A 14,612-nucleotide genomic window follows, 5' to 3' on the forward strand; every position below is an offset into this window, starting at 1 on the left:
AGCAGACGACTGGCCGGACGCCGGTCGACGACCAGCAAGGACTGACGCCCGTGTTCATCGCCGGCTTCCCCGCCGGACCCTGGGGGACCAACTGCTACGTCGTGGCGACGGGTCCCGGGTCGGAGTGCGTGGTCATCGATCCCGGCAAGGACTCCGCCGCCGGTGTCGACCAGGTCGTCCGGGAGCACCGGCTCAAGCCGGTCAGCGTGCTCGTCACGCACGGACACGTCGACCACATGTGGTGCGTCGCCCCGGTGGCCGGCACCTACGACGCCACCGCGTGGATCCACGCGTCCGACCGGCACCTGCTCTCCGACCCGATGGCCGGGATGAGCCCGGAGACCACGCAGATGCTGCTCGGTGGCGACTACTCGTGGGCCGAGCCCGACGACGTACGCGAGCTGTCCGACCTCGCCGAGCTCGAGCTCGCGGGTCTGCGGTTCGTGGTCGACCACACGCCGGGCCACACCGAGGGCTCGGTGACCTTCCGGACGCCGTACGCCGAGCAGGACGTCTCGGAGCTGATGTTCTCCGGCGACCTCCTCTTCGCCGGGTCCATCGGCCGCACCGACCTGCCCGGCGGCGACCACGCCACGATGCTGCGCAGCCTGGCCGACAAGGTCCTGCCGCTCGCCGACGACATCGTGGTGCTGCCGGGTCACGGGGAGCAGACCTCCATCGGCCGCGAGCGCGCCACCAACCCCTTCCTCCAAGACCTTTCCCACGACCTTCCCCAGGACCGACGATGAGCAAGATCGCCCCGCTGAGCGGGTTCCCCGAGCTGCTGCCTGCGCAGCGCGCCGTCGAGCGCGAGGTGATCGCCTCGGTCTCGCGCACGTTCGAGCTGCACGGGTTCACCAACATCGAGACCCGGGTCGTCGAGCCGATCGACCGGCTGGCCAAGGGCGGTGAGGTGGACAAGGAGATCTACGTCCTCCAGCGCATCGCCGCCGAGCCCGACGCGAAGGCCGAGCTCGGCCTCCACTTCGACCTCACGGTGCCCTTCGCGCGCTACGTCCTCGAGCACGCCGGCCACCTGGAGTTCCCCTTCCGGCGCTTCCAGGTCCAGCCCGCGTGGCGCGGGGAGCGGCCGCAGGAGGGCCGCTACCGGCAGTTCACGCAGGCCGACGTCGACATCGTGGGCCGCGACGAGCTGCCCTTCCACCACGACGTCGAGGTGATGGCGGTGATGGTCGACGCCCTCGGCCGGCTGCCGATCCCGCGGGTGTCGTTCCAGTTCAACAACCGCAAGCTCATCCAGGGCTTCTACCGCGGGCTGGGCATCGACGACGTCACCGACGCGATCCGGGTCATCGACAAGCTCGACAAGCTCCCGGCCGACGAGGTCGCCCGGCTGCTGGTCGACCGCGTCGGCACCACGCCCGAGCAGGCCCAGCGCTGCCTCGAGCTCGCCACCATCCGCGTCGAGGACACCTCGTTCGTGGACAGGGTCCGTGCCCTGGGGGTCAGCGACGAGCTGCTCGACCAGGGGCTCGAGGAGCTCGCAGCCGTGGTGGAGGGCTGCCGCGCCGTCGCCGGCGACCGCGTGGGCGTCGAGGCCAACCTGCGCATCGCGCGCGGGCTCGACTACTACACCGGCACCGTCGTCGAGATCTTCATGGAGGGCTACGAGCGGCTCAAGTCCGTCGGCGGGGGAGGGCGCTACGACGCGCTCGCCAGCGACGGGCGTACGACGTACCCCGGCGTCGGGGTGTCGTTCGGCGTCTCCCGCACCCTCGTCCCGCTCATCTCCGACGGTGTCCTGTCCGGCAGCCGCCCCGTGCCCAGCGTCGTCCTCGTCGCCCTCAACACCGAGGACGACCGCGCCGCCAGCACCGGCGTCGCCGCCGCCCTGCGGGCGAGGGACGTCGCGTGCGAGGTGGCCCCGTCACCGGCGAAGTTCGGCAAGCAGATCCGCTTCGCCGAGCGGCGAGGCGTCCCCTACGTGTGGTTCGTCCAGGGCGACGGCACCCACCAGGTCAAGGACATCCGGACCGGCGAGCAGGTCGAGGCGGACCCGGGGTCGTGGACCCCGCCCGAGGCTGACCTGCGGCCCACGATCATCAGCACCGCCACCCCCAGCAGCACCACCAATGATCCAGAGGAGAACCAGTGATCCGCACCCATGACGCCGGCGCCCTGCGCGCCGAGAACGTCGGCCAGACCGTCACGCTCGCCGGGTGGGTGGCGCGTCGGCGCGATCACGGCGGGGTCGCGTTCCTGGACCTTCGCGAGCGCAGCGGCGTGGTGCAGGTCGTCGTGCGTGACGAGGCCGTCGCCCACAGCCTCCGCAGCGAGTACTGCCTCAAGGTCGTCGGCGAGGTCGTCGCGCGCAAGGAGGGCAACGAGAACCCCAACCTCGCCACCGGCGAGATCGAGGTCGTCGCGACCGAGGTCGAGGTGCTCTCGGCCTCCGACCCGCTCCCGTTCCCCGTCGACGACGCGTCCGGCCACAAGGGTGGCGAGGTCGGTGAGGAGGCCCGCCTCAAGCACCGCTACCTCGACCTGCGCCGCTCCGGCCCCAACGCCGCGCTCCGCCTGCGCAGCAAGATCAACAAGGCCGCTCGCGACGTGCTCGACGCCCGCGACTTCGTCGAGGTCGAGACGCCCACGCTGACCCGTTCCACGCCCGAGGGCGCCCGCGACTTCCTGGTGCCGGCACGTCTGGCCCCGGGCAGCTGGTACGCCCTGCCGCAGAGCCCGCAGCTGTTCAAGCAGCTGCTCATGGTCGGCGGCATGGAGCGCTACTACCAGATCGCGCGGTGCTACCGCGACGAGGACTTCCGCGCCGACCGGCAGCCGGAGTTCACCCAGCTCGACATCGAGATGAGCTTCGTGGACCAGGAGGACGTCATCACGCTGATGGAGGACGTCCTGGAGGCCATGTGGGCCCAGGCCGGCCACACCATCCAGCGCCCGCTGCCGCGGATGACGTACGCCGACGCGATGGCGAGGTACGGATCCGACAAGCCCGACCTCCGGATGGGGCTCGAGCTCGTCGAGTGCACCGACTACTTCAAGGACACCACGTTCCGGGTGTTCCAGGCCGACTACGTCGGCGCGGTCGTGATGCCGGGCGGCGGGAGCCAGCCGCGCCGCCAGTTCGACGCCTGGCAGGACTGGGCCAAGCAGCGCGGCGCCAAGGGCCTGGCGTACGTCACCATCGCCGAGGACGGCGAGCTCGGGGGCCCGGTCGCGAAGAACCTCACCGACGCCGAGCGCGAGGGCCTCGCCGCCCACGTCGGGGCCGAGCCGGGCGACTGCATCTTCTTCGCCGCCGGACCCGCCAAGAGCAGCCGTGCGCTGCTCGGTGCCGCCCGCCTCGAGATCGGTCGCCGCGGTGGCATGCTCGACGACTCGACCTTCGCCTTCACCTGGGTCGTCGACGCCCCGCTGTTCGAGCCGAGCTCCGACGCGGTCGCCAGCGGCGACGTCGCCGTCGGCGCGGGCGCCTGGACGGCGGTGCACCACGCCTTCACCAGTCCCAAGCCCGAGTTCCTCGACACCTTCGACACCGACCCCGGCAGTGCCCTGGCCTATGCCTACGACATCGTCTGCAACGGCAACGAGCTCGGCGGCGGTTCCATCCGTATCCACCGCGGTGACATCCAGAGGCGCGTGTTCGCGGTCATGGGCCTGTCCGAGGAGGAGGCGCAGGAGAAGTTCGGCTTCCTGCTCGACGCCTTCAAGTTCGGTGCGCCCCCGCACGGCGGCATCGCCGTCGGCATGGACCGCATCGTGGCGCTGCTCGCGGGCACCGACTCCATCCGCGACGTCATCGCCTTCCCGAAGTCCGGGGGTGGCTACGACCCGCTCACAGCGGCGCCGGCGCCCATCACTCCGGAGCAGCGGAAGGAAGCCGGTGTCGACGCGACGCCCGCGAAGGACGTCCCGCCGGGGGAGTGATCCCCCGCAGGTTTGACCGCTCATCCCGGTGACCACGGGCACAACGCGTCGTAACGGGATCGTTACCCGTCAGTGATCGTTCGCGCGTCGCAGGTCACATAGAGTCCCGTTCGGCGCGGTCCCCGGAGGGACCGCAGACACCACCGGACCCGAACTCGATGGGGAGAGAATGTCGGCACAAGCGACGGGGCCTGAGACCCTGGGCTCGCTCAGCGACGAACCGGAGATCAACGACCCGAACAGCTCGCAGGCCAAGGAGATCTCCGGCAAGTCGCCGATGCAGATCGCGCTCGGCCGGCTGCGGCGCGACAAGATCGCCATCGCGTGCGCGATCATCGTGATCTTCTTCCTGCTGGTCGCCGTGTTCGCGGACCTGATCGCGAAGGCGTTCGGGGTGAGCCTCGACACGGTCACCGCGTGCGAGGTCCTGGAGTGCAACTTCGCCGAGCCGGGTGTCGGCTACCCCAAGACCGGCCCGCCGTTCTACCCCTTCGACCCCGAGCACCCCTTCGGCATCGCACCGCGCACGGGTGCGGACAACCTGGCCCACTGGATCTACGGGTGCCGCACCTCGCTGCTGATCGCCGGCGTGTCGACGCTGATCGCCTCGGTGGTCGGCATCGTGGTCGGCCTGGTGGCGGGCTTCGCCGGTGGGGTCGTGGACAAGATCCTGTCGTTCATCACCGACTTCTTCCTCACGATCCCCTTCCTGCTCGCGGCGCTCACGATCGCCCCGATCATCATCGACCGCTTCGGCACCAGCGACAGCTACGAGACCATCCAGATCGGCTCGCTCATCCTGATCCTGTCGATGTTCGGCTGGATGACGGTGGCGCGCCTGATCCGCGGCGAGGTGCTCTCCCTGCGCGAGCGTGAGTTCATCCACGCCGCCCGGGTGCTGGGGATGCCCACCCGGCGCATCCTGTTCCGCGAGCTGCTGCCCAACCTCACGGCGCCGATCGTCATCAGCATCTCGCTGATGCTGCCTGCGTTCGTGGCGGCAGAGGCCGGCCTGGCGTTCCTCGGCATCGGCGTCACCGGCAGCGCCTCGTGGGGCCAGACCATCGCCAACGCGGTGCCCTACTGGAGCAACTACCCCCTCTACCTGTGGGAGCCCCTGATCGGCGTCGTCGCCCTGGTGCTCGCGCTGAACCTCCTGGGCGACGCGGTTCGCGACGCGTTCGACCCGAAGACCCGCCGCTGAGGCGGAGATCCTCAACAGACGTCACCCCGGGCGTTTCCGGTGTGCGAACAACAACGAAAGGCTGGACAATGAGACGGACCAAGGCGGCGGCAGCACTCGCCACCAGTGCCGCGCTCGTGACCCTCGCTGCCTGTGGTGGCGGCGGCGGGAACGACGACGAGACCGGCAGCGGCAGTAGCGGCGAGGGCTTCCAGGATGCTTCGGAGACCATCGCCAAGGACCCGGAGCGTCAGGGCCCCGCGGCTGAGGTCGAGGGCGCTTCGGCCGGCGGCACCATCACGGTGTACCTTCCGGACGACCCGGGCCCCGAGGACCTCGACCCGACCAACGGCTGGTCAGTGACGGGCAACTCGATCCAGCAGGCGCTCACGCACCGCGCGCTGACCCAGTACGCCCGCGACAACGAGTCCGGCGAGATGATCCTCGTCCCGGACCTCGCGACCGACCTGGGTCAGCCCAACGAGGACTTCACCGAGTGGACGTTCACCATCCGCGACGACGCGACGTGGGAGGACGGCAAGCCGATCACCGCCGAGGAGGTCGCCTGGGGCATCGAGCGCTCGCTCGACTCCGACGCCTTCCCGTCGGGTCCCGGCACCGAGTACTCGAAGACGTACTTCCTGGACGCCGACAAGTACGCCGGTCCCTACACCGACAAGGGCAAGGAGTGGAAGGGCATCTCCTTCGACGAGGACGCCCGCACGGTGACCATCAAGATGTCCCAGCCGTTCCCGGACATGGACTACTGGGGCGCCTTCATGGCGATGGGCCCGACCCCGCTCGGCAAGGTCTCCGACCCGCCGGAGTACGGTCGCAGCCCCCTGTCGACCGGCCCCTACAAGGTCGAGTCGTTCCGCCCGAGCGAGGAGCTCGTGCTCGTCAAGAACGACGCCTGGGTGGCCGAGTCCGACCCGGCCCGCCACCAGTACGCCGACAAGTGGATCTTCAAGTTCGCTGCTGACCCGACCCAGACCGACGAGCTGATGCTCAGCGGCAACACCGAGTCGCAGACGGCCCTCTCGGCCAGCATCACCGCCGAGAACTACGCCAAGTTCAACCAGGACCTCGGCGAGCGTCTCGTCCAGCAGTCAGCGCAGTGCACCAGCTTCTGGGCGCCCGACTACGAGAAGACCACGCCGGAGATCCGCAAGGCCCTGGCGTACGCCTACCCGTACGAGAGCGTGTGGCAGGCCTCCGGTGAGGTCCCCGGCGTGACCCGCGTCCCGGCGAACTCGGTCATGCCTCCCGGCATGGCGGGCAAGTCCGACTACCAGGTCGACGGCGAGCAGATCACCTACCAGCCCGAGAAGGCGAAGGAGCTCCTGGCCGAGGCCGGCGAAGAGGGCTACGAGATCCACATGGCCTACAACACCGGCTCGCCGACCACCGAGGCTGCTCAGAAGCAGATCGAGAAGGGTCTCACCGACTCCGGCTTCAAGGTCACGTCCTACCCCGTGCCGATCGAGACCTCGCTCTACACGATCTGGACCGACCCGGACAACAAGATCAACAAGAAGCTCAACCTGCGCGGTGTCAACTGGTGCTCGGACTGGCCGTCCGGCGCCACGATGATCCCGGCCCTGCTCCGCACGGGCGCCACCTACAACACGGCGTTCTTCTCCGAGGAGTCCATGGACGCGAAGATGGACGAGATCGGCACCATGCCGATCGAGGAGCAGCCCGACGCCTGGGGTGCCCTGGACGAGGAGATCGCGACCGAGTACTACCCGATCATCCCGACCGCGTTCCGCAACGACCTCTTCGCCTTCGGCGAGAAGATCGGGAACCCGACCGGTGACGGTGCCCTCGGTGCACCCAACTACAAGGATCTCTACGTCGCTCAGTGATCCTGGGGTCGACTGACTGAACGGTCGATCCTGCTCCACCTTCGGTGTGGGGGCCCCGTGAACCGGGGCCCCCACACCACCGTGTGTCGGCCATGCCGGCAGCTGCTCACAACCTCGGAGGGAAATCCTCGTGTTCGCCTATGTCGTCAAGCGCCTGCTCTCGGGCGTGGTCGTCCTGTTCCTCATCTCGATGAGCGTCTTCCTGCTCTTCTGGTACGGACCCTCCGAGCCCGCCCAGACGATCTGCGACAACGACACCAGCAACCGCTGCACACCCGCGCGGCTCGAGGTGTTCCGCGAGAACCTCGGGTTCAACAACCCGTGGTACGAGGAGTACGGCAAGTTCATGGAGGGTGTCGTGGCCGGGCGCGAGATCCAGTTCGGCAGCACCACCGTGTTCGAGTGCCCGGCCCCGTGCCTGGGCTACTCCTACCGGACCAAGGCCCCGGTGTTCGAGGAGATGAAGGAGCGGATGCCGGCCACGTTCTCCGTGGCCATCGGCGGCGCCTTCCTCTACCTGACCCTCGGCATCCCGATGGGCGTCGCCGCGGCCCGAAGACGCGGCACAGTGGCAGACAAGGCGCTGGTGTCGACCTTCCTGGTCGTCTCGTCCGTCCCCTACTACCTGTTCGCCCTGCTGACGTGGCTGTTCCTGACCATCAGCTGGGAGATACCCCTGTTCTCCGACACCGGCTACTTCCCGATCACCGAGAACCCGGCCAAGTGGTTCAGCGGGATGCTGCTCGCGTGGCTGGCGCTCGGCGCCTGGGGATGCACCTCCTACACCCGCTACTCCCGCGGGTCGATGGTCGAGGTGCTCAACGAGGACTACATCCGCACCGCGAAGTCCAAGGGTCTGCGGGACAACACCGTGGTCTACAAGCACGCCCTGCGGTCCGCGCTGGTGCCCGTCATCACGATCTTCGGAATCGACTTCGGCACCCTGCTCGCGGGTACGATCTTCACCGAGAAGATCTTCGACATCGACGGCATCGGGCTGTGGAGCCTCCAGGCGGTCGCTCAGCGTGACCTGCCCGTGGTGGCGGCCACCGCCCTGTTCGGCGCCGCCGTCCTGATCATCTCCAACATCGTCGTCGACGTCATCTACAGCGTTCTCGATCCCCGAGTGAGGCTCTCTTGACCATCACGTCCCCCTCCTCCGCGTCGTCGTCCACCGACGTCGACGGGCCCTTCCTCCAGGTGGAGGACCTCACGGTCTCGTTCCCGACCCAGGACGGGCCCGTCCAGGCCGTGAAGGGGCTGAGCTACTCCGTCGAGCTCGGCAAGACGCTCGGCATCGTCGGCGAGTCCGGTTCCGGCAAGTCGGTCTCGAGCATGGCCGTGATGGGTCTCCACGACGCGAAGTCGAGCGAGATCACCGGCTCCATCCGCGTGGGCGGCACCGAGGTCGTCGGGCTCGCCGAGAACCGCATGCGCAAGCTGCGCGGCAACGCGATGGCGATGATCTTCCAGGACGCCCTGGCTGCGTTGCACCCCTTCTACCGCGTGGGCGAGCAGCTGGCCGAGGCCTATTCGATGCACCACCCGAAGGCGTCCAAGCGGGATGCGCGTCGCAAGGCGATCGAGATGCTCGACCGGGTCGGCATCCCGCAGCCCGACCGCCGCGTCGACGACTTCCCCCACCAGTTCTCCGGCGGCATGCGGCAGCGCGCGATGATCGCGATGGGCCTCATCAACGACCCGTCGCTGCTGATCGCCGACGAGCCCACCACCGCGCTCGACGTGACGGTGCAGGCGCAGATCCTCGACCTGCTCCAGGACCTGCAGCGCGAGTTCAACTCGGCGGTCATCATCATCACCCACGACCTCGGCGTCATCGCCGAGATGGCCGACGACGTGCTGGTGATGTACGCCGGCCGCTGCGTCGAGTTCGGGACGACCAAGGAGATCCTCACCAAGCCCGAGATGCCCTACTCGTGGGGTCTGCTGTCCAGCATCCCCGAGGTCGGTGCCTCCACGGACGCGCGGCTCATCCCGATCCCGGGCAACCCGCCCAGCCTGCTGAAGCCGCCGACCGGCTGCTCGTTCCACCCCCGCTGCGCGCACCGCGACAAGGTGCCCGGCGACCTGTGCGTCACCGAGCTGCCCGCCCTGACGCCGGCCAGCAACCGTGCCGGCCACCTCAAGCGGTGCCACCTGCCCAACCCCGAGGAGATCTACCGGACAGAAGTCCTCCCGGAGATCGCCCCCGACCTCGTCGAGGAGACCCGATGACCCAGGACCCCAACGCCAAGGTGGGGATCGACGCCAGCGAGGTCGGCGCCAACGCGGCGGAGACGGGTGAGCGGGACCTCTCGCACCATGTCGACGTCGTGGACGACCACGAGGCCTTCCACGAGCCGCCGGACTTCCACCAGCTCGCGGAGCACGGGCACGTCGCCACCCCGCTCGACCTCGACGCCGAGCCGATCATCTCGGTCGACAACCTGAAGATGTACTTCCCCGTGAAGTCCTCGGGGCTGGTGCGGAGGACGGTCGGCCACGTGCAGGCCGTGGACGGGGTGTCGTTCCAGGTGCCGCGCGGCGGCTCGCTCGGCCTGGTCGGTGAGTCCGGGTGCGGAAAGTCCACCACCGGCCGGCTGATCACCCGCCTCTACAAGCCGACCGGCGGGTCGATGATGTTCGAGGGCCAAGACCTGGCCAAGCTCTCGAACTCGCAGATGCGGCCGCTGCGCCGCGACGTGCAGATGATCTTCCAGGACCCCTACACCTCGCTCAACCCGCGCCACACCGTCGGGTCGATCGTGGGGGCGCCGCTCGCGGTGCACAACGTCGTGCCGAAGGACAAGATCCTGCCGCGGGTCCAGGAGCTGCTCGAGGTCGTGGGTCTCAACCCCGAGCACTACAACCGCTACCCCAACGAGTTCTCCGGCGGCCAGCGCCAGCGCATCGGCATCGCCCGGGCGCTCACGCTCAACCCCAAGCTCCTGGTCGCCGACGAGCCGGTCTCGGCCCTCGACGTGTCGATCCAGGCGCAGGTGGTCAACCTGCTCCAGGACCTGCAGCGCGAGTTCGACATCGCCTTCCTCTTCATTGCCCACGACCTCGCGGTGGTGCGCCACTTCTGCCCCGAGGTCGCGGTGATGTACCTCGGCAAGATCGTGGAGATCGGCGACCGGGAGACCATCTACGGCCACGCCCACCACCCGTACACCCAGGCGCTGCTCTCGGCGGTGCCCGACGTGAAGCAGGCGGCGATCGGCGGGCGTCGGGAGCGGATCCGGCTCGAGGGCGACGTGCCGAGCCCGATCAACCCGCCGTCGGGCTGCCGGTTCCGCACCCGCTGCCAGTTCGCCCAGGAGATCTGCGCGAAGGTGGAGCCGCCGCTGCTGCAGATCGGCAAGCGCCACAAGGTGGCCTGCCACTTCGCCGGCGAGCTGGGTGCCCACCCGGTCCGGCCCGTGACCACCGACCTGCTCGCCGTCGACGACCAGGGCACCCCGGTACCCGGTGCCACCCCGACCAACGAGCAGCTCACCATCCCGGGCTACGAGAAGACCTGGTACGACCTCACGTCGAAGCAGACGACGGGGGTCTGAGGAGCGCAGCGACGGCGTCGGGGATACTCACCGGCGTGGACGGCTTGTTCGAGATACCGGGCGCGGGGCAACCCGCGCCCGGATCCGTGTCCGGACAGGTGCCGAGCGCCGGGTCCCTCGGCGCCAACACGCACGCCTCGGCGCCCCTGGCCGTGCGGATGCGTCCGCGCACGATCGACGAGCTCGTCGGGCAGCAGCAGCTGCGGGCCGCCGGCTCGCCCCTGCGGCGGCTGATCGAGGGCGACCAGTCGATGTCGTTGCTCCTCTGGGGACCCCCGGGCACCGGCAAGACGACCATCGCGGCGATCGTCAGCCAGCAGACGCGACGCCGGTTCGTCGAGGTGTCGGCAGTTGCGGCGGGCGTCAAGGAGGTCCGTGCCGCCATCGACGGGGCCAGGGCCGAGCTCGCCCGTGGTGGACAGGAGACCGTCCTGTTCGTCGACGAGGTGCACCGCTTCACCAAGGCCCAGCAGGACGCGCTGCTCCCCGGGGTGGAGAACCGCTGGGTCACCCTGATCGCCGCCACCACGGAGAACCCGTTCTTCTCCGTGATCAGCCCGCTGCTGTCGCGCAGCCTGCTGCTGCGCCTGCAGTCGCTCACCGACGACGACGTCGCCGAGGTCATCGACCAGGCGCTGACCGACGAGCGCGGCCTGGCCGGCAGCACCGCGCTGGACGAGGACGCCCGCAGCCACCTCGTACGCCTTGCCGGCGGTGACGCGCGACGCGCCCTGACCTACCTCGAGGCCGCCGCCGGTGCCGCGGCCAGCAACGGGCTCGCGACGATCGACCTGGCCACGGCCGAGACCGCCGTCGACCAGGCCGCGGTCCGCTACGACCGCCAGGGCGACCAGCACTACGACGTCATCTCCGCCTTCATCAAGTCCATCCGCGGCTCGGACCCCGACGCCGCGCTCCACTACCTCGCGCGGATGATCGAGGCTGGGGAGGATCCCCGCTTCATCGCCCGTCGGCTGGTCGTGCACGCGAGCGAGGACATCGGCCTGGCCGACCCCACAGCGCTGCAGGCGGCCGTGGCGGCGGCGCAGGCCGTGCAGCTCATCGGGATGCCCGAGGCGCGGATCAACCTCGCCCAGGCCACCATCCACCTGGCGGTGGCACCCAAGTCCAACGCCGTCATCAGCGCGATCGACGCAGCGATCTCCGACGTGAAGGCCGGCAAGATCGGGCAGGTGCCCGCCCACCTGCGCGACGCCCACTACGGCGGTGCCAAGGACCTCGGCCACGGCAAGGGCTACGCCTACCCGCACGACGAGCCCTACGGCGTCGCCGAGCAGCAGTACCTCCCCGACGTGCTCAGCGACGTCAGCTACTACAAGCCGACGGCCCTGGGCGCGGAGGCCGGGGTCAAGGAGCGCTGGGAGCGCGTACGACGCATCGTCCGGGGCGGGTGACCCCGCTACGGTGACGGCATGCGCCTCGGGTTCCACGCCTCCCACGAGCAGATCGCCCCGTCCCGCCTGCTGAACGACGTGCAGCACGCCGAACGGGCCGGGTTCGAGATGGCGATGTGCTCGGACCACTTCGGGCCGTGGAGCGCGCGGCAGGGACATTCCGGGTACGCCTGGGCGTGGCTCGGCGCGGCCCTGGCCCGCACCAGCCTCGAGCTCGGGTGCGTCAGCGCCCCCGGCCAGCGCTACCACCCGGCCGTGATGGCGCAGAAGATCGCCACCCTCGGCGAGATGTTCCCCGGCCGGTTCTGGGTCGCCCTCGGCAGCGGTGAGGCCAGCAACGAGCACATCACCGGCGAGCGCTGGCCACGCAAGGAGGTGCGGACCCGACGCCTCGAGGAGTGCGTGTCGGTGATCCGCCGGCTTCTCGACGGCGAAGAGGTCAGCCACGACGGGCTGGTGACCGTGGACCGGGCGAGGCTGTGGGAGCGGCCGTCCGTCCCGCCCCGCCTGATCGGTCCGGCGGTGTCCGTGGCGTCCGCCGCCCGGGTCGCGGCCTGGGCGGACGGGCTGGTCACGATCAACCAGCCGATCGAGGTGCTCCGCGACATCGTGTCGGCCTACCGCGACTCGGGCGGTCGCGGGCCGCTGTCGTTGCAGGTGCACCTGTCGTGGGCACCGACGGCCGAGGAGGCGGACGCCCTCGCCTTCGACCAGTGGCGCAGCAACGTCTTCACCGAGCCGGTCAACTGGGACACCGAGACCCAGCAGGGCTTCGACGTGATGGCCGAGCACGTCGACCTCGAGGCCGTCCGCGGCGCGGTGGAGGTGTCGCACGACCTGTCGTGGCACCGCGACCGGCTCGCCGAGCTTGCGGCCGTCGGGTTCGACGACCTCTACCTGCACCACGTCGGGCAGGAGCAGACGGCCTTCCTCGACGCCTTCGGCGCCGAGGTGCTTCCCGCCCTGCGGGGCTGACGCCCCGGCGCCGCATCTGGTTGTGTGGCTGGGTGAGAGTCACCGACACGAGCGACCTGTGGTGGAAGAGCGCGGTCATCTACTGCCTCGACATCGAGACCTTCTACGACGCCGACGGCGACGGGGTGGGTGATCTCGGCGGTCTGGCCGAACGCGTCGACTACCTCGCCGAGCTCGGCATCACCTGCCTGTGGCTGATGCCGTTCTACCCGAGCCCCGACCGCGACGACGGCTACGACATCACTGACTTCTACGGGGTGGACCCGCGCCTGGGCAATCACGGCGAGCTGGTCGAGGTGATCCGCACCGCGCACGACCGCGGCATCAACGTCATCGCCGACCTCGTGGTCAACCACACCTCCGACCGGCACCCGTGGTTCCAGGCGTCGCGGCGCAGCACGTCGAACCGCTACCGCGACCACTACGTGTGGCGCGACACCGAGCCGCCGGACACCTCGAAGCTGGTGGTCTTTCCCGACCAGGAGGACTCCATCTGGGAGCGCGACGGCCGCACGGGTGAGTGGTACCTCCACAACTTCTACAAGCACCAGCCCGACCTCAACCTGTCCAACCCGGCCGTGGTGGACGAGATCCTGCGGGTGATCGGCTTCTGGCTCGAGCTCGGCTTCGACGGCTTCCGGGTCGACGGCATCCCGTTCCTGGAGCAGCACGCCAAGAACGCGGGCGACGCGGCAGGCACAGTCGACCCGCACGAGCTGATGCGGACCATCCGTGCGTTCCTCAACCGGCGCACGGGCCGGTCGATGATGCTCGGCGAGGTCAACCTGCCGCATGCGCAGCAGCGCGCGTTCTTCGGCGGCAAGGCCGCGAACGAGCTGCAGATGCAGTTCGACTTCATCGGCATGCAGGCCACCTACCTCTCCCTCGCCCGCGAGGACGCGCGTCCGCTCGTCAAGGCGCTGAAGCAGCGCCCGCAGATCGACGAGACCTGCCAGTGGGCGACGTTCCTGCGCAACCACGACGAGCTCACGCTCGACAAGCTGAGCGACACCGAGCGCGAGGAGGTGTTCGCCGCCTTCGGTCCGGACCCGGAGATGCAGGTGTTCGACCGCGGCCTCAAGCGCCGCGTCCCCGGCATGATGGGAGGCGACCCGCGGCGGATCCGGATGGCCTACAGCCTGATGTTCTCGCAGCCCGGCACGCCGACGCTCTACTACGGCGAGGAGATCGGCATGGGGGAGGACCTGGCAGTCGACGGCCGGATGGCGGTCCGCACCCCGATGCAGTGGAGCGCGGGCCGCAACGGAGGCTTCTCCACCGCCGCCCCGGGGAAGCTGATCCAGCCCGTCGTGAGCGACGCGTGCGGCCCCGAGCACGTCAACGTCGTCGCGCAGATGCACGACCCGGACTCGCTGTGGAGCTTCATGCGCAAGCTCATCAGCATCCGTCGTACGTGCCCCGAGCTCGGGTGGGGGACGTGGAGCGTGGTGGACCAGCCGGAGCGGAGCGTGCTGGTGCAGCGGTGCCAGCTCGACGGCACCGCGGTCGTGACGGTGCACAACCTCGGTGCCGATCCCGTCACCGTCGACGTACCGATCGATCCGCGCGACGAGGGTCTCGAGGCGGTGGACCTGATGGCCGAGGAGGTGGTCACGGGTGGGCCGACGACCCGCGTCGCGCTGGAGGGTTACGGGTTCCGCTGGCTGCGGGTACGCCCCGCGGGCGACCTCGCCATCCCCTGAGC

At 69.5% G+C, this 14,612-nt stretch carries 11 protein-coding genes; all 11 read left to right on the forward strand.

The window, feature by feature from the left end; all coding sequences use genetic code 11:
* Nucleotides 1-50: 50 nt before the first annotated feature.
* The 11 genes from ACFQW6_RS03050 to ACFQW6_RS03100 all read left to right on the forward strand — a co-directional run bounded on the left by ACFQW6_RS03050 (nucleotide 51) and on the right by ACFQW6_RS03100 (nucleotide 14,610).
* The gene (locus tag ACFQW6_RS03050; RefSeq protein ID WP_378541317.1) at nucleotides 51-749 is read left to right on the forward strand and encodes an MBL fold metallo-hydrolase; all 699 of its coding nucleotides are present in this window, start codon (nucleotides 51-53) and stop codon (nucleotides 747-749) included.
* On the forward strand, nucleotides 746-2,116 hold the full coding sequence (gene hisS, locus ACFQW6_RS03055) for a histidine--tRNA ligase (RefSeq protein WP_378541142.1): 1,371 nt from the start codon (nucleotides 746-748) through the stop codon (nucleotides 2,114-2,116). The genes ACFQW6_RS03050 and hisS overlap by 4 nt, the downstream gene beginning before the upstream one ends.
* The gene (aspS, locus tag ACFQW6_RS03060) at nucleotides 2,113-3,906 is read left to right on the forward strand and encodes an aspartate--tRNA ligase (RefSeq protein ID WP_378541145.1); all 1,794 of its coding nucleotides are present in this window, start codon (nucleotides 2,113-2,115) and stop codon (nucleotides 3,904-3,906) included. Before hisS ends, aspS begins: the two co-directional genes overlap by 4 nt.
* A gap of 169 nt (nucleotides 3,907-4,075) precedes the next feature.
* A complete protein-coding gene (locus tag ACFQW6_RS03065; protein WP_378541147.1) occupies nucleotides 4,076-5,110 on the forward strand; it encodes an ABC transporter permease in 1,035 nt (344 codons plus the stop codon).
* A gap of 68 nt (nucleotides 5,111-5,178) precedes the next feature.
* Complete coding sequence (locus ACFQW6_RS03070) at nucleotides 5,179-6,957, forward strand: ABC transporter substrate-binding protein (RefSeq protein WP_378541150.1); 1,779 nt, start codon at nucleotides 5,179-5,181, stop codon at nucleotides 6,955-6,957.
* 130 nt (nucleotides 6,958-7,087) lie between these two features.
* Entirely contained in the window at nucleotides 7,088-8,098 is a 1,011-nt protein-coding gene (locus ACFQW6_RS03075) for an ABC transporter permease (protein WP_378541153.1), read from the forward strand.
* A 2-nt stretch (nucleotides 8,099-8,100) separates the two neighbouring features.
* Nucleotides 8,101-9,192 carry an ABC transporter ATP-binding protein gene (locus ACFQW6_RS03080; protein ID WP_378541319.1) on the forward strand — a complete coding sequence of 364 codons (1,092 nt, stop codon included), beginning with the start codon at nucleotides 8,101-8,103 and terminating at the stop codon, nucleotides 9,190-9,192.
* Nucleotides 9,189-10,517: an ABC transporter ATP-binding protein gene (locus ACFQW6_RS03085; RefSeq protein WP_378541156.1), complete on the forward strand. Its 1,329-nt coding sequence runs from the start codon at nucleotides 9,189-9,191 to the stop codon at nucleotides 10,515-10,517. Before ACFQW6_RS03080 ends, ACFQW6_RS03085 begins: the two co-directional genes overlap by 4 nt.
* A gap of 35 nt (nucleotides 10,518-10,552) precedes the next feature.
* Complete coding sequence (locus ACFQW6_RS03090) at nucleotides 10,553-11,932, forward strand: replication-associated recombination protein A (RefSeq protein WP_378541159.1); 1,380 nt, start codon at nucleotides 10,553-10,555, stop codon at nucleotides 11,930-11,932.
* Between the two features lie 18 nt (nucleotides 11,933-11,950).
* On the forward strand, nucleotides 11,951-12,907 hold the full coding sequence (locus ACFQW6_RS03095) for a TIGR03885 family FMN-dependent LLM class oxidoreductase (RefSeq protein ID WP_378541162.1): 957 nt from the start codon (nucleotides 11,951-11,953) through the stop codon (nucleotides 12,905-12,907).
* Nucleotides 12,908-12,939: 32 nt separating this feature from the next.
* Nucleotides 12,940-14,610 (forward strand): alpha-amylase family protein, encoded by a 1,671-nt coding sequence (locus tag ACFQW6_RS03100; RefSeq protein WP_378541165.1) that lies wholly within the window; start codon nucleotides 12,940-12,942, stop codon nucleotides 14,608-14,610.
* Nucleotides 14,611-14,612 lie beyond the last annotated feature (2 nt).

The sequence above is a fragment of the Nocardioides sp. GCM10028917 genome, from assembly GCF_042666175.1.
In the GTDB taxonomy this organism is placed as follows: Bacteria; Actinomycetota; Actinomycetes; order Propionibacteriales; family Nocardioidaceae; genus Nocardioides.